Below are 19,036 nucleotides of genomic sequence, written 5' to 3'. Positions count from 1 at the left end.
TCGGCCGAGTAGGACGGGGCGTGACTGCGCCCGGACTGGCGATGAGTTTGCGCGCCTGAAATTCCGATGTCAATCGTTGTCGATAACGTTTTACATGGCTAGTCTGACCGTATGCAGCCCAGTTCGAGGGTCACGATCCGTGACGTCGCGGCCCGTGCCGGCGTCTCCGTGGCCACGGTGTCCAAAGTGATCAACGACCGCTACGGCGTCGCCGCCGCGACCCTCGCGAAGGTCCGTGCGGTGATCGACGAACTCGGCTACGAGGCGAGCCTGGTCGCCCAGAGCCTGCGCAACCACAAGACGAACGTGATCGGGATCCTGGTCGCCGACCTCGAACCGTTCTCCACCGAACTGCTCAAGGGTGCGGCGGACGCCATCCGAGGCACCGGCTACGAACTCGTCGTCTACTCGGCAGGCGGCCGGACCGGTGATCCATCGGGCTGGGAAAAGCGTTATCTCTCAAGGCTTTCCGGCACGCTGGTCGACGGCGCGGTACTGGTCACCCCGGTGGCTTCGCTGGAGGCCGTGCCCGGAACGCCGGTGGTCGCGGTCGATCCGCACACCGGCCCCTCGACGGTGCCCACCATCGATTCCGACAACCTGCGCGGTGCCCAGCTGGCGACCGAGCATCTGCTGGAACTCGGCCACCGCCGGATCGGCTTCCTCTCCGGACGGCCGGATCTCGAATCGGCCGAGCTGCGCAAAACCGGGTACTTGCGGGCGCTCACCGCCGCCGGTGTCCCGATCGACGAGGACCTGATCCGGCTCGGCGCCTACGATCCGGAGATCTCCGCCCGGTCCGCCCGCGAACTGCTGACCAGCGCGGACCGGCCGACGGCGGTGTTCGCCGCCAACGACATCTCGGCGATCGCGACCGTCGGGGCCGCCGCGGAACTCGGCTTGTCCGTACCGGACGACCTGTCGGTGGTCGGTTTCGACAACGTCCCCGAGTCCGCGCTCTGCACCCCGCCGCTGACCACGGTGGACCAGCCCATCCGCGAGATGGGCCACCGCGCCATCACCCTCCTGATCTCGCTGATCAGCGGGGAACCCGAGAAGGAAACCCACATCACCCTGTCCACGGGTCTCGTGGTGCGCCGCTCGACGCGTGCACTCGGAACCACGACGAAGGGCGGACGGCCTTGACCACGCAGCCCAGCGCTTCACCCCGGCCCTGGCAGGACACCACCGCGGATCCCGCCGATCGCGTCCGCGCGCTGATGGACCGGATGACCTTGCGGGAGAAGCTCGCCCAGCTGTACGGCGTCTGGGTCGGCATCGACTCCGGCGGCGAGATGGCCCCGCACCAGCACGACTTCGCCGACGCGGAACTGGACTGGGACGAACTGGTGCGGCACGGCATCGGGCAGCTGACCAGGGTGTACGGCACGCGGCCCGTCGATCCGGTGATCGGCGCGCGCAGCCTGGCGCGCTCCCAGCGGGAGATCGTCGGGAGCGGCCGGTTCGGTATCCCGGCGCTGGTCCACGAGGAGACGCTCACCGGTCTCGCCGCCTGGCAGGCAACGGTCTACCCGTCCCCGCTGTGCTGGGGAGCGAGTTTCGACCCGGATCTCGTGTACCGCATGGGGGCGCGGATCGGCGGCACGATGCGACGGCTGGGTGTCCACCAAGGACTCGCGCCGGTCCTCGACGTCGCCCGTGACCTGCGCTGGGGCCGGGTCGAGGAGACCATCGGCGAGGATCCGCAGCTGGTCGGGACGATCGGCGCCGCCTACGTGGCCGGGCTCGAATCCGCCGGCGTGATCGCGACGCTGAAACATTTCGCCGGGTACTCGGCTTCACGCGCCGGCCGTAACCTCGCGCCGGTGTCGGTCGGCCCCAGGGAACTGGCCGACGTCCTGCTGCCGCCGTTCGAGATGGCGTTGCGCGCGGGCGCCCGATCCGTGATGAACGCCTACATCGACAACGACGGCGTCCCCGCCGCCGCGGATCCGGCGTTGCTCACCGGCCTGCTGCGCGACACCTACGGCTTCGACGGAACCGTGGTCGCGGACTACTTCTCCGTATCGTTCCTGTACAAACTGCACGGCGTCGCGGCCGATCGCGGTGAGGCCGCCGCGCAGGCGCTGACCGCCGGGATCGACGTGGAACTGCCCACTGTGGACTGCTACGGCGAGCCGCTGCTCGCCGCGGTGGAACAGGGCGCGGTCGATGCCGCCGTCGTCGACCGCGCCCTCGAACGGGTGCTACGGCAGAAATGCGAACTCGGCCTCCTCGATGAGGACTGGGTGCCGGAGGTGCCGGACGAGATCGACCTCGATGATCCGGAATCCCGCGCGCTGGCGAGGGAAATCGCCGAACGCTCGATCGTGCTGCTGCGCAACGACGGCGCACTCCCGCTCTCCCCCGGCCGCCGGATCGCCGTGGTCGGGCCGCGAGCGCACGATCCCGGCGCGATGCTCGGCTGCTACTCGTTCCCGATGCACGTCGGCGTGCATCATCCGGAAGTGCCGTTCGGGGTGGCGGTTCCGACCGTGCTCGACGCGCTCCGCGACGACCACGACGTCATCCACGCGCTCGGTTGCCCCGTGGTCGGCGGCGAGGACTCGGACATCGCCGAAGCCGTCGCCGCGGCCGAGGAGGCGGAGATCTGCGTCGCCGTCCTCGGCGACCGCGCCGGTCTGTTCGGCGGCGGCACCTCGGGCGAGGGATGCGACGCCTCGGACCTCAAGCTGCCGGGACGACAGGAAGAGCTCCTCGAGGCCTTGCTCTCGACCGGGACGCCGGTGATCCTGATACTCCTTTGTGGACGGCCGTACGAACTGTCACGGCAGGCCGGCCGTCTCGCCGCGATCGTATGCGGTTTCTACCCCGGGGAAGAGGGCGCGGCCGCGCTCGCCGGTGTCCTCAGTGGACGGATCAACCCTTCCGGCAGGCTCCCCGTCGGCTTCCCCGGCGAGGAAGCGTCCCAGCCGTCGACGTATCTCACGGCGCCGCTCGGGCTGCGCAGCGAGGTCAGCACGGTGGACCCGACACCGCTGTTCCCGTTCGGGCACGGGCTTTCCTACGGCGCCGTCCGCTGGGACGACGTCACGACGCCGGATCCCACGTGGCCGACGGACGGCCTCTGCCGGGTTCGGGTGACGCTGAGCAACGACGGCGACCGCACCACGACGGAGGTCGTCCAGATCTACCTGCACGACCCGGTCGCGGAGGTCGCCCGCCCGGTCCAGCAGCTGATCGCGGCCAAGCGGGTCGACCTGGCCCCCGGCGCGACCGAGGTGGTCGAGATCGGGCTGCACGCCGACCTGACGTCCTACACCGGACGGGCTGGCAAGCGGATCGTCGAACCCGGCGACGTCGAACTGCGGATCGGGACGTCGAGTGCCCGGATCGTCACGGCCGTCCCCCGCACGTTGACCGGCCCTCGCCGCGAGGTCGGCTTCGACCGGGTCATGGCACCGGATTTCGCCTGAGCCGGGCGGGGTTTGTGGGGCGGTGGGGTGAAGGCTCCCTTCGCTGCGTCTGATGAGGCGAAGGACGCTTCCGAAATCCAACGGTCACCAGAAGCCTCGCCGGAGGTGTTGCGAAAGCCACTTTCGCAACGTTGAAGGTTGCGAAAGTGGCTTTCGCAACCCCTGTCCTGGCCGGACACGAGGGTTTAAGCCTGGGTCAGGTGAGCGGGTCTGCTCCGGCTCGGGCTGTACATGAAGGACCCCTTCCTGTACCTAGGCGCAAGGAAGGGGTCCTTCATGTACCTCGGCAAGGTGTGAAGGTCGAGTTTCCTCGGCTGAGCCGAGGGAAGGGGGCCTTCACGCGCTCCGATTATGGCTGGTGGTGCTACTGAGACTCAAGGTGTCCTTCCGGACCGCCGCACTAGGTACCTCACCCACCGGCCTCAAGAGCCGTGCCTGCCGGAGAGCTCAGCCGAACAGCTGTACGTGCAGCGAGAACGCGGTCGCGATCTCCGCCTGCGCCCAGAACCGGTGGTAGGTGAACGTCGGCGCGGCCCCACCGTCCAGATAGGACTGTACCTTCGGCCACTGCGGGTCGTCCCGGTAGAACGACCGGATGGACAGGAAGTCCGCGCCCGCGGCCAGGGGGTCGCCGTTGGGCATCGTCCCGGTCCAGCCTTGCGGCACGTACACACCTTCACCAGTGGCCGAGTCGTACTCGTCGTCGAACCGGTTGTAGTCCGTCCGCGTTTCCGGGACCGCGATGCCGATCGAGTCCGTGTGCGCGAGCATCGCGTCGAGGAGCCCCTCGCCGACCGTCCGCGCCTCCGCGTTTCCGGACCGGGCGGCGTAGTTCAGCAGGATCTTCGAGTACGACGCCGCGACGCCGACGTCCTGACTGTGGTTCAGCACCCGGACCCGCAGGTTCGCGTTGGTCCCCGGCGTGGCCGGGTTCCACGTATCGGGTTTGCCGGTCCATTCCAGGTCGGACGGGATCCGGAACTCCCCGCCGGAGCCGACCGTCGTGTTCGCGATCGCCCACGGCACCCACTTGTCGAGGATCCGTTTCGCCCGTTCGTCGCCGGTCAGCTGGTACAGCGCGGCGACCCGCTCCAGACCCCACGCCTGGAACCCGAACCACCTGTTGGACGGCGGGTCGTGCCAGACGGGCTGCTGGTCGTAGTACATCCCGTAGAACGTCGAGGAGCCCGCGGGCGGCGCGGCGTACTGGCCGTCCCAGCTGTTCGTCGCGCCGCCCGCGATGCCACCGTCGGCGGACTGCAACCATTGCAGGAACTCCAGTTGCCGGTCCAGGCTTTCCGCCCAGTCCGCCGCGCCGGTCGCCGAGACCGGCTTCAGTGCCGGGTCGTTGGCGAGCGCGTGCGCGGCGAGCGGGTTCTGGTAGCCCTGGTGCGCCGCGCCGTCACCGATCCGCCACGCCCAGCCGGCGGACGTGTCGGTCGCCCCACCCCACGCGTAGTACCACGACATGAGGTAGTGCGAGCTGTTCTTGCCGCTGCCCGCCGGGCAGGTGCTCGGGCCGACACAGTCGCCGATCTTCTTGAAGTACTTGTCGAACATGGCGTACCGCAGATAGTCGCCCATCTTCGACGCCTTCTTCACCACATCGGCCACCGCGGCCCCTTTGCCCTGCGCGGTCGCCCACTGGTTGGCGAGGTGCGCCACCTGTACGGCACGCGCGTCGGCGTCGGGCGCGTTGGTGTACTTCCACTGTTTTGCATAGCTGGAGTCCTTGGTGAACAGATCGAGGAACCCGTTCGGCCCGCCGTGCGCGAACGTGTCGCAGGAAGGCTGCGGGATGGTCTCCCACACCGACTCGCTGGACCCGCGCTGGTAGGTGTTGATGTACGCGGGTGCGGTGGTGCCGTCACCACAGCGGCCGAAGCCGTAGGTGTTGTCGACGTCCAGCAGCCAATGCATGCCGTAGACGTCCGACGTGCCGTAGGCAGCGCGCAGTTCACCCGCGATCGGGTCGGACCCGACCGGGACGTTGCCGTCCAGCACCGCCGGGTACCGGTCCATCCTCGGATGCTCGGGCGCGTAAGTCGCCGGGTCTGCGGCGTTGTACTTGTCGTTGGTGGGCTGGTCGACATGCGCAGGGATGATGAACTTCTCCATCGACGCCCACGCCTGGTTGAACGGCGTCCAGTCACCTTCGAGCTGTCCGTACGCGGCTTCGAGCCACAGGTAGTAACTGAACGCCTCGGACGTGGTCTGGTGACCGTGGTCCGGAGCCTCGACCAGCAGCGTCTCCACCGAGTGGTACGGCACGAGCAGGCCGTCGAAATTCCGGAAGTAGCCGCTGTCCGCGTCCTTGATCTTGTGATACTGCTGGAGGAAGGCGGCACGGTAGTCCGAGGCGGACGCGTCGATCTCCGCCACGTCGAGCGTGGCCGCGGTGAGGCCGGATCCGGTGATCGAGAACGCGGCGGTGGCGAGTGCGCCGCCGTTCGCGGCGGAGGCGATCGTCACCGGTTTCGCCGTGTTCCAGCTGTTCTGGTCGAAAGTGAGGGTCGCAGGCGTGGCCGTGAGATCGGCGCTGCCCGTCGTGCGTGCCACGTTCAGCGTGACCGGGCCTGTCGGCGGAGTCGCGAGTTTCACGTCCACGGTGGCCGAGGTCCCCTGCCGGACGCGAACGGTCGACGGGGTGGCGACGACAGACGGCGCCGCCAGCACCCGCACCGCGACCGGCGCGGAAACCGTTGCCGCGCCGAGGTTGTCGATCGCCCGCGCGGTGACCGAATACTCCCCCGCGGTCGCGCCGGTCCACGTGTACTCGAACGGGGCGCTGGTGTCGGCGCCGAGCCGGGTGGTCCCGGCGTAGAACTCCACCGACGACACCGAACCGTCGCTGTCACTGGCGGACGCGGCCAGTTCGATCGGCGACGGCACGGCGAAGGTCGCGTTGTTCACCGGCTTCGTGAGCCGCACCACCGGGCCGGTGTTCGGACCGGCGCAACTGATGCCGTTGACCTTGAAGTCGACCGGCGACCGGTTCGCGGCCCCGCTCTTCCCCGCGTTGAAGCCGAATTGCACGGTAGCGCCGAGGTTGATCGCACGCTGCCAGTCCGCGCCGCGGACGCTCACCGCGCCACCGGACTGCGTGTACGTGCCGTTCCACAGCTGGGTGATCCGCTGTCCGTCGGCGAAGGTCCAGGTCAGATTCCAATCGGGGATGACGTCGGCGCCTTCGTTGCGGATCGCCACCGTCGCACCGAAGCCGTTGTCCCACTCACTGCTGACTTTGTACGTTGTCGTACAGGACACGTCGGCCGCCGCGGCCGTGGGTACGGCACCGGCCGTGACCGCTGCCGCGAGTGCCACTGTGGTGGCCAGTGCCATACTGGGACGCGCTCTCATCGAGCGCGCCGGTGGTCGTGATCTCACAGGTCCTCCTCTGTTGTGATCCGGCGTTTTTCGGAGTAGAGCTGAAAAGCATGAGGCGACTCGCCACCACTTTGCTGATCTCCGCCGGAATACTCGCGGGCTGTTCCGCACCGGCGCCGAAGGCCACCGCCGGCGCCGAGGCGCTCGGCACTCGATTGACCACAATGGACGATCTTGTCGATTGGATCCGTGACAACGCAGGCGATTGCGCCGACGTTTCCCGCCGGGATCCCGCGGAGCTGCGCACGTTCGTCGGGCCGGACATCGCCGCCCGCTTTCAGCCGCATGTGTCCGAATGGGCCACCTGCCGGGTTTCCCCGGAATTCCCGGTCGTCGGACTCTTCCTGTTCACTGGCGACGAGCAGCGGCGCTTCCAGGAATCCTGGCATGCGGCGATGACGGCGGGCCGGATCGCCGACGGACCGGCCTTCGCCTTCGGTAACGGGTTCGCGATCTCCGCGGGATTTCTCGGCGTCGGTGAGCTGGGACTGTACTACTTCAGATGCGGCTCCCTCGATCCTCGAGTGCATCAGGTTCCCGCCGACGTCGCGGGATGCGTGTTCGCCAACCCGGAGCACGGGCACCACTGAGCCGTGGTCCCCCGGACGCTACGGGCTGGAGCAGGTGAGCTCCGGAGTGGCGGCACTCCCCGTCGCGGTGGCGGTCAAGCCGAACGAACGGGTGGTACCCGCCGATATCGACCCGTTCCACTCCGCGTTTCGGACGGTGGCGCGAGTGCCGGCACCGTCCATGGCGAGTGTGCCGTTCCAGACGCTCGTGATCGTCTCCCCCGCCGGGACGGTCCAGCCGACCCGCCAGCCGGACAGCGGCGCCGTGCCCGGATTGGTGACGGTCACTTCCGCTTGGTAGCCACCGTTCCAGCTGCCGGTCTTCGCCAACGTGGCCGTGCACGCTCCGTTCGGCGGCTCGCCGGGATCGGGCGGATCGTCGACCACGCCGACGCCCGTGACCTCGCCGTTGCCGCCGTCGAACACGACGTCGGAGCAACCGTAGAACGTCTCGGCGCTGTCGGATCGCTTCCACACCGAGTAGACGACGTGCTTGCCCGACTTGGCCGACGGGAAGTTCCCGGTCCACTTGTACTGGCCGTCGACGCTGCCGACGTTGCCGCTCACCTGCGGATGGTCTGCCGTGAGGAAAGGCTGCTCCTCGAGGTCGTCCCAACGCAGTTCGCGGCCGGGGTCGTATCCGTCCTTGGTCACGTACAGGTAGAACCAGCCGGGGTGGGCGGCCCACGCGTTGTAGGAGAAGCCGAACGACGCGCCCGCCGTCAGATGCGTCATCGGCCAGTTCCCGGTGCGGTCGTAGCCCGCGAAACTCGGATTCCCGCCCGAGCAGAGTTTCCCGTCCGGGATGAATCCCTTGGTCCGGCCCGCGCCGTCCGAACGGAGCACGGAGAACCAGTTGTAGAGCGAGTTCTCCCCGCTTTGCCCCACGGCCGCCTTACAGGCCGAGTTCTTCGGCACGATGTTGCCCTGCGGGGTCAATCCGTCCTGCCAGCAGAAGAAAGTCCTGCTGCCCGGTTTCATCATCGCGCCGTGTGCCGACGCCGGTGGTGCGTTCAGGGTCGCGGTCACGAGGCAGGCCGCCATCGTCGTGACGACGGCCAGCATCGCGGTCATTGCCTTTCCGTGTCGCATAGCGCCTTCTTTCCGACCATACTGGGAGCGCTCCCAGTCGTTGGCACCATAGCGCGACTCGAATAACGGCGACACAGGCCGAACGAGTGAGAATGGCTTGACATCAGTGATTCCGGAGCGCGGTCTTCCCCGCGACGGGATATCGGGCTAGATTGTGGGAGCGCTCCCAATCAGTCGGCCTTCGAAAGGATCACGACGTGGTGATCGACATTTGGCGTGTAGTGCTGTCCGCCGGACTCGTCGCGGGTGTCGCGGTCGTTCCGCAAGCGTCGTCCTCGGCCGCGGAGGAGGCCGCCGGGTACGAGCGGATCGTGAACGGCGACTTCTCGGCGGTCGGCGGCGAACCTTGGTGGGCAGGCGCGAACACCCGCGCCTCGGTGACCGGCGGGGAATACTGCGTCGATGTCACCGGCGGCACGGCCAACGGGTACGACGCCTTGTCCGGTCAGAACGGCGTGCCGTACGAGGCAGGCCAGACCTACACGATGAAGTTCGACGCGCGGGCGGTCGTCGAACAGCGGATCTCGGCGGTCGCGGGTGAGTCCGTCGCCCCGTACCGGCAACTCGCGCGCACCGACGTGGCCGTCACCCCCGCCAAGCAGACCTTCACCCTGACCTTTCAGTCCACAGTGGACTTTCCGGCGGCGGGCAACGGTCAGTTCGCGTTCTGGTTCGGCGGACAGTCTTTCGACAACACCATCTGCGTCGACAACGTGTCCCTCGTCGGCGGCGTGCTGCCGCCACCGGGAGTGGAACCGGCGGGCCCGCTGCGGGTGAACCAGGTCGGTTACATGCCCGGCCTGCCCAAACAGGCCAGCCTCGCGACCGGGTCGGCCACCCCGCTGACATGGACGCTGCGGGATGGCGCGGGCACCTCCGTCACCACCGGCCAGACCACTCCGAAGGGCCATGACGCCGCATCGAACGAGAACGTCCACGTCATCGACTTCTCGTCCTACGACCGGCCTGGCGGCGGCTACACACTGAGCGTCGGCGCCGACGTGAGCCACCCGTTCGACATCTCCGCGAACGCCATGACCGGGCTGCGGTCCGACTCGCTCGCGTTCTTCTACCACCAGCGCAGCGGCACCCCGATCGAAGCCCGGTACGTGGGCGCCGAGTACGCGCGGCCCGCCGGACACATGAACGTGGCGCCGAACCGAGGGGACGACGACGTACCCTGCCGGGCGGGCCTGGAGTGCGGGTACACCCTCGACGTGCGCGGCGGCTGGTACGACGCCGGCGACCACGGCAAGTACGTGGTGAACGGTGGCATCGCCGCGTGGCAGCTGCAGAACGCCTACGAGCGTGCCGCGCTGCTCGGTGACAAGGCGGCGCTCGGCGACGGCACGTTAGCCGTTCCCGAGCGGTCGAACGGCGTGCCGGACGTGCTCGACGAGGCGCGGTGGGAACTCGAATTCCTGGTGAGCATGCAGGTCCCCGACGGGCGGCCGCTGGCAGGGATGGCCCACCACAAGATCCACGACGAGCAATGGACCGGCCTGCCCACCCTGCCGCACGAGGATGCCCAGCCGCGCAGGCTGTCCGCGCCGAGCACGGCGGCGACCCTGAACCTCGCGGCGGTGGCGGCACAGGCCTCCCGGCTGTGGGCGCCTTACGACGCCGCCTTCGCGGCCCGCGCGCTTTCAGCCGCGGAGAAGGCGTACGCGGCGGCGAAGGCGCATCCCGGCATGATCGCCGACCCGGACGACGGCATCGGCGGTGGCTCGTACAGCGATCCCACGGTGACCGACGAGTTCTACTGGGCCGCGGCCGAGCTGTACGTGACCACCGGCCGCTACCGCACGGACGTGACGAATTCACCGCTGTTCGGGGGAAAGAGCTTCAACGCTCGCGGATTCGACTGGGGAGCCACCGGCGCGCTCGGTGACGTGTCCTTGGTACTCACACCGCGCGACGTGCCCACGGCGCCGATCCGGTCCGCGATCGTCACGACCGCGGACGCACACCTCGCGACCATGGCGTCCGCCGGGCATCCGGCGCCGTACCGGACCGGCGACGGCGGCTACGAGTGGGGATCGAACGGGCTGGTCGCCAACAACGGCATGGTGCTGGGCCTCGCCCACGACCTCACCCGCGCGGCGAAGTACCGGGACGGCGCTTTCGCCACGATGGATTACCTGCTGGGCCGTAATCCGGTCGGTTTCTCGTATGTCTCCGGCTGGGGCGATCGGCCGGTACGCAACGTGCACCACCGGCACTGGGCGAACCAGCTGGCCCCGTCGCTGCCGACAGCGCCGCCCGGTGTCCTGTCCGGCGGGCCCAACAGCGCGTTGCAGGACCCGGTCGCGCAGCGGCTGCTGCCCGGTTGCGCGCCGCAACGGTGCTGGGTCGACCACATCGAGGCGTACTCGCTCAACGAGGTCACGGTCAACTGGAACTCGGCGTTCGCGTGGCTGTCGAACTGGGTGGCCGAGCATTCCGCCCCGCCTCCGACCGCGGCGAACTGTCAGGTGACGTACACGGCCTCGACCTGGCAGACGGGCCTGACCGGGGCGCTCACCGTGAAGAACACCGGCACGACCGCATGGGACGGCTGGGCCCTGACCTTCGCGTTCGACGGCGAGGAGCGGATCACGCAGGGATGGAACGCCACGTGGAGTCAGACCGGCGCGGCCGTCCGGGCGGGCAACGCGCCGTGGAACGCCCGGATCGCGCCGGGCGCGTCGGTGTCGATCGGTTTCAACGCGGACGGCACGGGCGCGCACCGGTCGCCGGCGGAGTTCGCGGTCGACGGCGGGCGGTGCGCGCCCTAGTGGCCGGGGTGAGCGTCAGGGCCGGGGTGTCTGGCCGGGGCGGAGCGTGTCCCCGCAGGACCGCAGATGTGCGACCGAGTTCGCCGCGACGACCTTCTGCGTCTCGGTGGTGACGTAGCGCTGTGCCGCGGCGAGAACCGCGGGGTCGCGCACGAGATCCTTGCGCACCCACACTCCGACGTCACCGAACGCGGACGGGTCACGGGGGCTGCGGTAGAGCACTTCGTACTCCTGCCCGAACCGTTCGTCCTGGGCGAAGCCGAGCGTGGTGTCCCAGGTGCCGACGAACGAGATCAGCTCCGGCCTGAGCTCGTCGAAGACGTAGCGTCGCACTCCGGCGAAATCGGCGGTGCTCAGGTAGTCGGCGATGACGCGGTCGGCGAGACCGGCGAGGTCGACCACCTGGAGCCTGCTGACCAGCGCCATCCCGCCGAGGTCGATCACGCCGATCTTCGCCGAGCCTGGCAGCTTGAGGAGATCCGCCACGCCGTTGGTGACCCTGGCGTCGCGCTCGACCACGCTGCAGAACGGCGTCTTCGGGACGGCGCGGTAACTCTTGCCCTGGATGTGGAATCCGCTGATCGACGACGCCGTCGCGACGACGAGCGTGGCCGTCAGCAGGATCCGGCCTCGGATACGCGCCTTCCGCAGGGTCTCGACGATCACGATCGCGCCACCGAGCGCACCCAGCGCCCAGATCGGGGTCGCGAACCGGAGCTGCCCCATCCAGTCGGCCTGGAGGACGCAGAAGGCGATCACCGACAACGCGAACGGGACCAGGAGCGCGACGACGCCCGCGCGGAGTTTGGACGGCTTCTGCATCACCAGCGCGAGGCAGACGACCGCGACCGCGACCAGCAGCCAGCCCGCGTACTGGAGGACCGTCCCGGCCTTGGCGATGTCCGTGATGGCCGGGAGCGGTTGTGCCTTGGCGATCGCCGTGTTGGGCAGCAGACGCCCGTACTCGATCCAGCGGAACAGCAGGTAGCCGCCGAAGGGGACGACGAACCCGGCGGCGGACAGCAGCACCGCCCGGATGGCGGGAGGCACGCCGCCGCGGCGGGTGAACAGCGCGACCACGATCGGGAACGCGGCCGCGTAGATGACCCCGTCCGGACGGCTCAGCCCGGCGAGGGCGGCGAGCGCGCCTGCCGACATGGCGATCTTCGCGGTCAGGAGCGTGCCGGAGTCGACGCCGCACAGGATGACCACGGCGAGAGCGGTGACCATGAGGGCGTAGACCGAGTTCTCCAGACCGGAGAAGCACCAGATGACGAACGAGGGATTGACCGCGAGCGCCGTCCCGGCGATCAGGGTGACCAAGGCGGGCCGGGGCGTCAGGCGCTTCGCCCCGACGTACACCAGTGCCAGGATGGCCATGCAGCAAAGCAGTGCCAATCCCTTGGGGAACAGGACGTAATCGGGGACGCCGAAGATCGTGCCGTGGTCGAACAGGCCGAGCAGTTTGCCGAGGGCCAGCAGCGCCATCCACACCGGGTTCGAGAAGCCCTCGACGGGTTCGGCCCCCGGCTGGAGCACCGGCCCGAAGCCGTCGGCGAGGTTCCGGGAGTAGGCGAACGTGATGGCCGCGTCATCGATCATCCAGTTGCCGTAGAAGCTCGCGTGGACGGCGATCAGCACCGTGCCGACGATGACCGAGAGGGAGGCTCCCAGGATCCCCCGGCGCGTGGACGCCCGGCCATCGCCGCTCGGTCTGTCCCCGTCGCGGCCGCCCGGATCCGCCACCGACGGCGGATCGGTCAGTTGAACGCTGCACACGTGTTACTCCCCTGCTTTGTCCGGAAATCCGGCAACAGAGCCACGGACCGCAGCGTCCAGCTCATCCATCACGGATAGTCCGAGAAACCCCAGTGTTCTCAACAGATGATCCGCCGACACAACGCCGAGCCGATGATCATCACCCAGGGTCAGGATTCTACAGCACGGGAAAACGATCTCTCGCTCCAGCACCGTGCTATGAATTCACGCGTGCGTATTCGGTGTTACTCACGGGCATGGTGGAAAATCACCGTCGAGCGGCCGTGCCACCTCGGTCGACACCTGGTAGAAACGGTGTCGAACCAAGATCGTCAAGCCTTGGCTTCCGAGAAGGGAATGCTATGCCCGAGCCCCGCCGAGCTCATGTCTCCGACCACGGCACGATCGTCGAATGCGTACAGGAATGGTGGGGCGATTCGCGCAATCCCGCTCAGGCTCGCGAGCTTTCGCTTCTGCTTCCCAAACTTTTCCTGCAATTCTTCTCCAGCACGAGCTTGGTCCTGGAGGACGAAGCGGGCATCAGGGCATTCCTCGTCGGCTTCCACGCACCGGACAATGCCACCGAGGCGTACATCCATTTCGTGGGAGTGGATCCGAACCTTCGCGGCCGGGGAACGGCCCGCCGCCTGTATACGACTTTCTTCCAGCGCGCCGCCGAGGCGGGCCGCACGGAAGTCCGTGCGGTCACCTCGCCGGGCAACACCGGATCCATCGCCTTTCACCAGGCCATGGGGTTCACGCTCGAAACCGGCGACCGGGTGACCGACGGCCTCCCCCTGCACAGCGACTACGACGGCCCCGGCCAGGACCGGGTGTGCTTCCACCGGAAGCTCACTCGTCGACCACCGATCAGGTCCCCTCGACGACGTGGACCGAGTTGACGCCGATGTTGCAGCTGACGTGGTGGTCGATCCGGTACCACTCGTTCTGCGGCGGGTAGTGCCAAATCGTGTCGTACGTTCCGCCGAACATACAGTCCACCCGCAGCTTCCACTTCGCCGGAATGGGCGCCCAGCAGACTCCCCAGGCCCGATAGCTCGAGTTGTAGCCGGTGTCGCAGGTCATCCCGTACACCGGCGTGACGAAGCTCGCCTGTGCAGGCGCGGCGGCCGCGACCATGACGCCGCCCGCCACCGCCGTCGCGGCGACCGCGCCGCCGATCCTCCGAATGCTCTTTCGCATGTTCTTCCCTCCGTGCGGCAAATATGGCCGAATGAGACAAGAAAGGACGATATTGTCCTCGGCACACATTTGACGCGTTCGAAGGGATCGCCCAAGGGACCACGGAAACTGCCTTTTGGGGCGATAGGAGCTCGCTGCGGCGGCGCTATCCGTAGATGGAGGCGGCCCATTCCGGGTGGTCGATGAACGGGTTGCGGTTGTGCTGGAACCGGTCGTAGATGACCTGGTTACGGCGCTGCTCGGCAGCGTCGGGCGGGTCCTGGGTGTTCCAGGTCAGCAGGACCGAGAGGCGGCCGATGTTGGGTTTGGAGCCGTTGTCGACGGCGTCGTTGGGTTCGAGATCGGCGAAACCGTCGGTGCCGTCGTAGCGGACGGCCATGTACAGGATCATGCGGGCCACATCGCCCTTGACCGCGTCCCGCGGCTCGAACGAGTCGTCGTCGGTCGAACTCCCCGGCGCCTCGCCGACCGGCGAGCCACCGGCGTCGAAGTCCTTGTTCCCGCGGGTGCTGTTGACGGACACGTCCTCCGCTCGCAGGTGGTGCAAATCGGTACCGGGTCCGACGGCGGTGCCGAAGTCGCCGTGCGACTTGGCCCAGACATGCTCGCGGTTCCAGTCGTCGACCTCGCCGCCGTTGGCGGTCTTCGCCTGCGAGCGGCCGCTGTAGAGCAGCACGACGTTCGCCGGGTTGGCCGGGTCCTCGTCGGTGGCCCTGATCCCGTCCCACACCTGTTCGTAGGTCAGTTTGGTGTTGGTGCTGATGATCCCGTGCAGTGCCGCCTTGAGCTCGGGCCCGGTCTTGCCCAGCGCGTCCTGGTAGTAGTCGTCCGCGGCGGTGGACGGCCCCGCCATGGTCGGCGACGCGAACGCGATCCCCGCCGCGGCGCCGAGTGCGAGAACGAGAGAGATACGACGGGTTGGCTGCATGGACAGGTCCTCTCCCCAGAGGCGCCGACCCGGATCGTCGTCTGCTCAGCCACAACCCCGGCAACGCACTAGTCGTCTAGTTGGAAAAATACTGTCATGGGTGTCAATAGGCACCACGCCGTCGGTCGACATCCACGCTCGTCCGCGCGACAATCGTCGTCCTGATCCGGACTCACTGGAGGCCTGCGTGGCTGGGCTGAACGAGCAGATCCGCGGCTGGATCGCGGCACCGAAGTTCTGGCACCTGGCCACGGTGAACGGGGACGGCTCACCCCAGGTGTCCGCCATGTGGATCGACCTCGAAGGCGACCACATCGTGTTCAACACCGCCGTCGGCAGGGTGAAGGAAGAGAACCTGCGCCGCGATCCCCGCGTGTCGCTGTCATGCCTGGACACGGAGAACCCCTACGACCGCGTCGTGATCCACGGCCGGGCCGTCGAGTTCGTCGAAGGCGACGAAGCGGATCACTGCATGGACCGGCTGGCGAAGAAGTACGTCGGAACCGACCGTTTCGAATGGCGGATCCCGGGCGAACGGCGGGTCAAGGTGCTCGTCGAGCCGATCCGCTCTCGCCACGTCGTCGGCGTCGAGCCTTTCCGGCCGGGAAGGCTCGAGCCAGGCACACAGGCCTGACGTCTCGATTAGATACCCAAGCGGCGCAACCGGCGGAGCGGTCCGCTACGTCCTCGGCGTATGAAATGGATTGCAGCGTGCCTTCTACTACTGGTGGCGGGATGTGGCATTGGCAACGATCCGGCGAAGCTGGAGGCGTTCGCGAGACTCAAAGGCACGAGCACCCGGTTGGTGGGCCTGCGGCCAGTGGAACTCGGAACGGCCGCTGCTCAGGAGCTCCAGCGAACCCTCGAACGCGCCAAGCTGACGAACCTGGACGAAGTCAGTGGGGCTTTGTCGTTCGCCCTGCCCTCCGACCGGCGCGGTTTCGCCTTCGTCCTGCCGGGCTGCGCCGAGGACGGCGCCGAACTGACCGTCGAGCGCGACACGCTCGCCGCGGAACTCACCGGTGGGGAGAACGTCAACTGCGCCCAGGCGAACTATTTCCTCGCCGTCTTTTCCGTCGAACGCGACTCGGTGTCGCCGACACCGACGTTGTCGACGACACCGCGCTAGCCGCGAGTTTCAGCCTCGCTGCGGCTCTGCGACGGGCTCCGGCAGCGTGAGAGCGGTATGGGCCGATCGCCCGGTTTCCGGCGCCGAGGTGATCAGGCCACGCAGCCGGCTGTCGCGTCGCGCGAGGGCTTCGGCGGTGACCGGGAAGAGCGCCGCGTCGCCCACGCCGACCTGCGCCTGGTTCACCTCGACGAATCCCCGCGTGTCGTTTTCGTAGGCGTCGAACGCGGCGATGTGGTCACGGTGGACGGTCAGTGCCCTGGCGAGCATGTAGGCACCCACCAGGGCGAGGCTGGAACCCTGCCCGGTCAGGAACGACGGCGCGTAGGCGGCATCGCCGACCAAGGCGATCCGGCCGCTGGACCAGCGCGGCAGGTGTATTTGGCTGATGGTGTCGAAGAACAGGTCGTCCGCGCCGCGCATCGCGGTGACCATGGCCGGGATTTCCCAGCCGTCGCCGGCGAAGGTCGCGGCGATGAGGTCCAGTTGCGATTGGGGGTCGCGAAGCACCTCGTACGGCGGCTCGGGGCGAGCGGCGACCAGGAAACCGTGGATCCGCTCGCTGCCCTTGACCGCGTAGAGCGCCGCCCCGCGGCCGGGCACGGTCCAGAGCACACCTTCTCGCGACAGGCCGAACTCGTTGGGCATCGTGAATCCGGCGAAGCAATATCCCAGATAACGGTGATAGGGATGCTCGGGCCCGAAGACGAGTTCCCTGGTGCGCGAGTGCAGTCCGTCGGCACCCACGACCAGGTCGAACGCGCGCCGTGTTCCGCTGCGGAAGGTGACTTCGACACCGTTCTCGTGTTCTTCGAGCGCGTCGATGGAATCGCCGAATACGTACTCCACGTCGTCGCGGGTGGCTCCGTACAGAATCTCCGCCAGGTCACCACGCCGCACCTCGACATCGCTCCCTTCGACCCCGCCGACCACCGCCTGCGGATGCACCGACGCCACCTCTCCGCCGGTGGAATCAAGGAACGTCAGCAAACGCGTCTCGATATGCGCTTCATGGAGCAGTGGCAGGATCCCCATCCGGCGGGCCACCTCCAGCGCGGTGCCCCGGACGTCGATCGGATATCCGCCTCCTCGCAGTCCGCCCGCCTTCTCCACCACCGTCACCGAGAACCCGTACCGCCGCAACCAGAATGCGACGGCCGGTCCGGCGATGCTCGCGCCGGAGACGAGGACTGTTCCTTTTGCCGTGTTCATTTCCATTCTCCGATTCCGTCAAAGAGACGCCGGTGAGGGCGTTTTGTTGTTGTGTGGAGACTTTCGCACCAGCAAGACGACGAGTACCGCCGCGATCGCGAAGGCCACGGAAGCGATCGTGATGTAGGTGAAGACACCCGTTCCCGAATTCACGGTTTCGCCGCCGACGGACACGGTGGTCGACTTGAGCACCGCCGCGCCCACGAAATCCAGCACCACCGATCCGATCGCGATGACGACCATGACCAGGCTGGAGACGATGCCCTGCCGTTCGGCGGGTGCCAGGCTGCCCGCCAGGTTGAAGCCGGAGGTTCCGAGCACGCCGACCGTGAAACCCAGCAGGAAAGCGAAGAACACCGCGACCGGGAACTGGGAGACACCGAGGAACATCCCCATGGTTCCCACGGTCCCGAGTGCGATCCCACCTGCCAAGGTCATCGCCGGCCCGACGCGAGTGGCGAGCACCCCGGCTACCGGACCGCCGATCATGACGCCGATACCGGGCGCCGCGAGCAGCAGTGCCAGCGTTCCCTGGCCCGCCAGTCCGTACCCGAGCCCTTGCCCCGCCGAGACATCGCTGACCAGCGGGATGAGCTGGAGCATGCTCTGGTACGAACCGGTGCTGAGCACGAGCACGAGCAGTGTGAGCGCCAAAGGCGCGCCGAGGTTCCGGATGTCGATCAGCGAATCGGGCTTCCGGCTCGAGACCAGGAACCACCTGGCCAAGGCCACGACGCCGCCGATCAGGAGGACCATCGGGCCGACGGCGAACCAGCCGAACTCCGAGCCGAGGCTGACATAGCCGAGCACCCCGGCCAGGCCGCCGCCGAGGAGCAGCGCACCTCCGACGTCGATCCGGCCCGGCGTCCTGAGCACGGACTCGGGAATGACGCGGCGCACGCAGATCGCCATCGCGATGGCGACGACGGCCGATACGACGAACAAGATCTGGAAGCCGAACTCCGCGGCCAGTTTCTCGGTGAGGAAACGGGAACCGATGTTGAGCACCGCGGATCCGGAGGTCACGATGCCCACCACGACCATCGCGATCCGGGGCGCGCAGATCTCCCGGACGATCGCGACGGAGAGGAACAGGGCGGCCACGGCCGACCCTTGCAACAGTCGTCCGGGCACGAAGACCCAGATATTCGGGGCCACCGCGCAGATGAGCGCGCCGGCGCAACTGAGCAGCAACGTCAGTACGAGCACCTTGCGTTTGCCGTGCACGTCGGCGCTCTTGCCGAGCAGCGGCGCCCACATCACGCCCGCCAGCATCGCGCTGGCGTTGAGCCACGCCGTCTGATCGGTGCCGAAGTGGTCGAGCATTTCCGGAAGGACGAGCAGCGGCGCCGTGATGGCCGTGTCGACCATGAAGTTGACCAGGACCAGGACGGCCACGAGGCCGATGAGCCGCCTGTTCCACCTCGTATGCGGTCCTGCGCCGGGATTGCCGATCCTGCTCTCCTGCATAAAGGACTCCTTGTGCGGGATGGAGGAAAGGCGGCGTATCCGCCTCAAAATCTACACTACACGGTGCAGTTTTC

Annotated in this window: 14 protein-coding genes; 7 read left to right on the top strand and 7 right to left on the bottom strand. The window is 67.9% G+C overall.

From position 1 onward, the window contains the following. Window positions 1-111: 111 nt before the first annotated feature. The gene (locus DL990_RS12965) at window positions 112-1,146 is read left to right on the top strand and encodes a LacI family DNA-binding transcriptional regulator (RefSeq protein WP_125781356.1); all 1,035 of its coding nucleotides are present in this window, start codon (window positions 112-114) and stop codon (window positions 1,144-1,146) included. Beyond that, on the top strand, window positions 1,143-3,437 hold the full coding sequence (locus DL990_RS12960; RefSeq protein WP_125781358.1) for a beta-glucosidase: 2,295 nt from the start codon (window positions 1,143-1,145) through the stop codon (window positions 3,435-3,437). Before DL990_RS12965 ends, DL990_RS12960 begins: the two co-directional genes overlap by 4 nt. Window positions 3,438-3,884: 447 nt before the next feature. Here DL990_RS12960 and DL990_RS12955 read toward each other — a convergent pair whose 3' ends face one another. Further along, the gene (locus tag DL990_RS12955; RefSeq protein WP_233620454.1) at window positions 3,885-6,779 is read right to left on the bottom strand and encodes a glycoside hydrolase family 48 protein; all 2,895 of its coding nucleotides are present in this window, start codon (window positions 6,777-6,779) and stop codon (window positions 3,885-3,887) included. Between the two features lie 95 nt (window positions 6,780-6,874). Here DL990_RS12955 and DL990_RS12950 point away from each other — a divergent pair, with 95 nt between their 5' ends. Beyond that, the gene (locus tag DL990_RS12950; RefSeq protein WP_125798791.1) at window positions 6,875-7,414 is read left to right on the top strand and encodes a hypothetical protein; all 540 of its coding nucleotides are present in this window, start codon (window positions 6,875-6,877) and stop codon (window positions 7,412-7,414) included. Between the two features lie 18 nt (window positions 7,415-7,432). On the opposite strand, the gene DL990_RS12945 is transcribed toward DL990_RS12950, so the two are convergent. Further along, complete coding sequence (locus tag DL990_RS12945) at window positions 7,433-8,467, bottom strand: lytic polysaccharide monooxygenase (RefSeq protein ID WP_125798790.1); 1,035 nt, start codon at window positions 8,465-8,467, stop codon at window positions 7,433-7,435. A 215-nt stretch (window positions 8,468-8,682) separates the two neighbouring features. On the opposite strand from DL990_RS12945, the gene DL990_RS12940 reads away from it, so the two are divergent. After that, on the top strand, window positions 8,683-11,262 hold the full coding sequence (locus DL990_RS12940) for a glycoside hydrolase family 9 protein (RefSeq protein ID WP_199746326.1): 2,580 nt from the start codon (window positions 8,683-8,685) through the stop codon (window positions 11,260-11,262). A gap of 15 nt (window positions 11,263-11,277) precedes the next feature. Here the strand turns inward: DL990_RS12940 and DL990_RS12935 are convergent, their stop codons facing one another. After that, on the bottom strand, window positions 11,278-13,041 hold the full coding sequence (locus DL990_RS12935; RefSeq protein ID WP_125798789.1) for a hypothetical protein: 1,764 nt from the start codon (window positions 13,039-13,041) through the stop codon (window positions 11,278-11,280). A 236-nt stretch (window positions 13,042-13,277) separates the two neighbouring features. Here DL990_RS12935 and DL990_RS12930 point away from each other — a divergent pair, with 236 nt between their 5' ends. Beyond that, window positions 13,278-13,922 carry an N-acetyltransferase family protein gene (locus tag DL990_RS12930; RefSeq protein ID WP_370451307.1) on the top strand — a complete coding sequence of 215 codons (645 nt, stop codon included), beginning with the start codon at window positions 13,278-13,280 and terminating at the stop codon, window positions 13,920-13,922. Here the strand turns inward: DL990_RS12930 and DL990_RS12925 are convergent. Then, window positions 13,891-14,223: a hypothetical protein gene (locus DL990_RS12925; RefSeq protein ID WP_125798787.1), complete on the bottom strand. Its 333-nt coding sequence runs from the start codon at window positions 14,221-14,223 to the stop codon at window positions 13,891-13,893. The genes DL990_RS12930 and DL990_RS12925 overlap by 32 nt on opposite strands. A 145-nt stretch (window positions 14,224-14,368) precedes the next feature. Next, window positions 14,369-15,151: an endonuclease I family protein gene (locus DL990_RS12920; RefSeq protein WP_125781371.1), complete on the bottom strand. Its 783-nt coding sequence runs from the start codon at window positions 15,149-15,151 to the stop codon at window positions 14,369-14,371. A 187-nt stretch (window positions 15,152-15,338) separates the two neighbouring features. On the opposite strand from DL990_RS12920, the gene DL990_RS12915 reads away from it, so the two are divergent. After that, complete coding sequence (locus DL990_RS12915; RefSeq protein WP_125798786.1) at window positions 15,339-15,785, top strand: PPOX class F420-dependent oxidoreductase; 447 nt, start codon at window positions 15,339-15,341, stop codon at window positions 15,783-15,785. 60 nt (window positions 15,786-15,845) lie between these two features. Beyond that, window positions 15,846-16,280 (top strand): hypothetical protein, encoded by a 435-nt coding sequence (locus DL990_RS12910; RefSeq protein WP_233620453.1) that lies wholly within the window; start codon window positions 15,846-15,848, stop codon window positions 16,278-16,280. A 9-nt stretch (window positions 16,281-16,289) separates the two neighbouring features. Here DL990_RS12910 and DL990_RS12905 read toward each other — a convergent pair whose 3' ends face one another. Both DL990_RS12905 and DL990_RS12900 read right to left on the bottom strand, forming a co-directional pair. After that, a complete protein-coding gene (locus DL990_RS12905) occupies window positions 16,290-17,492 on the bottom strand; it encodes an FAD-dependent monooxygenase (protein WP_233620452.1) in 1,203 nt (400 codons plus the stop codon). An 18-nt stretch (window positions 17,493-17,510) separates the two neighbouring features. Beyond that, complete coding sequence (locus DL990_RS12900) at window positions 17,511-18,962, bottom strand: MFS transporter (RefSeq protein ID WP_125798784.1); 1,452 nt, start codon at window positions 18,960-18,962, stop codon at window positions 17,511-17,513. Between the last annotated feature and the right edge of the window lie 74 nt (window positions 18,963-19,036).

It is taken from the genome of Amycolatopsis sp. WAC 01416 (assembly GCF_003947485.1).
In the GTDB taxonomy this organism is placed as follows: Bacteria; Actinomycetota; Actinomycetes; order Mycobacteriales; family Pseudonocardiaceae; genus Amycolatopsis.
This window is presented reverse-complemented; position numbering and strand designations above follow the sequence as displayed.

Bases quoted from the DNA above. Each gene is read 5' to 3' on its own strand.
- DL990_RS12955 (WP_233620454.1), bottom strand. From the start codon at position 6,779: ATGGCACTGGCCACCACAGTGGCACTCGCGGCAGCGGTCACGGCCGGT.
- DL990_RS12925 (WP_125798787.1), bottom strand. From the start codon at position 14,223: ATGCGAAAGAGCATTCGGAGGATCGGCGGCGCGGTCGCCGCGACGGCG.
- DL990_RS12905 (WP_233620452.1), bottom strand. From the start codon at position 17,492: ATGAACACGGCAAAAGGAACAGTCCTCGTCTCCGGCGCGAGCATCGCC.
- DL990_RS12930 (WP_370451307.1), top strand. From the start codon at position 13,278: ATGGTGGAAAATCACCGTCGAGCGGCCGTGCCACCTCGGTCGACACCT.
- DL990_RS12900 (WP_125798784.1), bottom strand. From the start codon at position 18,962: ATGCAGGAGAGCAGGATCGGCAATCCCGGCGCAGGACCGCATACGAGG.
- DL990_RS12950 (WP_125798791.1), top strand. From the start codon at position 6,875: ATGAGGCGACTCGCCACCACTTTGCTGATCTCCGCCGGAATACTCGCG.
- DL990_RS12910 (WP_233620453.1), top strand. From the start codon at position 15,846: ATGAAATGGATTGCAGCGTGCCTTCTACTACTGGTGGCGGGATGTGGC.
- DL990_RS12965 (WP_125781356.1), top strand. From the start codon at position 112: ATGCAGCCCAGTTCGAGGGTCACGATCCGTGACGTCGCGGCCCGTGCC.
- DL990_RS12945 (WP_125798790.1), bottom strand. From the start codon at position 8,467: ATGACCGCGATGCTGGCCGTCGTCACGACGATGGCGGCCTGCCTCGTG.
- DL990_RS12920 (WP_125781371.1), bottom strand. From the start codon at position 15,151: ATGCAGCCAACCCGTCGTATCTCTCTCGTTCTCGCACTCGGCGCCGCG.